This window comes from Vibrio sp. 378 (assembly GCF_033339435.1).
The window spans coordinates 1-816 of the sequence record NZ_JAWOUO010000355.1; the positions used below are offsets into that span (position 1 = coordinate 1).

At 42.8% G+C, this 816-nt stretch carries 2 protein-coding genes; both read right to left on the reverse strand.

Features of this window, described 5'->3' with window-relative positions; translation table 11 throughout:
* On the reverse strand, positions 1 to 297 hold a 297-nt coding region (locus R7Q48_RS26240), incomplete at its 3' end, for a VOC family protein (protein WP_318133119.1).
* Between the two features lie 152 nt (positions 298 to 449).
* Entirely contained in the window at positions 450 to 749 is a 300-nt protein-coding gene (locus R7Q48_RS26245) for a ribbon-helix-helix domain-containing protein (RefSeq protein ID WP_005460130.1), read from the reverse strand.
* Between the last annotated feature and the right edge of the window lie 67 nt (positions 750 to 816).

Consider the following 816-nt stretch of genomic DNA (forward strand, 5'->3'; position numbering starts at 1 on the left):
CGCTTTGATGTCACCTGCTTCAATACCTAGAGATTTAATTCGTTTGTGAGCTTGTTCGATGTCGTCCACGCTAACGGCAAGGTGGCCGTAACCAGAACCGTGAGTATAAGGTTCGATTTGGTCGTGGTTGTGTGTAAGTTCTAATTCAAAGCCTGTTTCTTCATTTGCTAGATAGGTTAGGGAGAAACCATCAAAAACGTATTGGTCTTTGATCTCTAGCTCAAGTGCGTCGCGGTAAAATTGTAGGGAACGGTCCAGATCGCGTACTCGGATCATGGTGTGTATCATTTTTGTCATGAGTACTCCTTAATTGTCCGCATAGGTTAGCGAGTACAAAAGGAGTTTGGGTAGTACTAGAGTACGACAAATAAGAATAAGCTCAATAGCTTACGATTGAGGCGTAAAGCCTCATCGATGCCATTGAATATTTTGGTAAGAATAGTTAGGTGTTAGGCGTTAAGTTGAGCAAGCGCTTGATGGAGCGTGTTTTCCGGTTGGCGAGCATACGTGAGACATGCGCAGCGCAGTAAGGATGCAAAGTTGTTCACTTCACCATTGTATTCCAGTGCTTCTTGGTACACCGTGCTGATAAACTTTGGAACGGTCATGTCTTGCGCACTGGCAATTTCTTCAAGAATCGTCCAAAAACTCGACTCTAATTTTACGCTGGTGGCATGGCCGTCAATGCGGATGGAACGAGTGATAAACTGATAATTATCCTGTGGTTGTTTAGCAAATATTTCGCACATGGTATTCGTAGATATGATTTAAGACGTGCAAATATTGAGTATTGTTGCTTAAAACGTCAACTGTTTT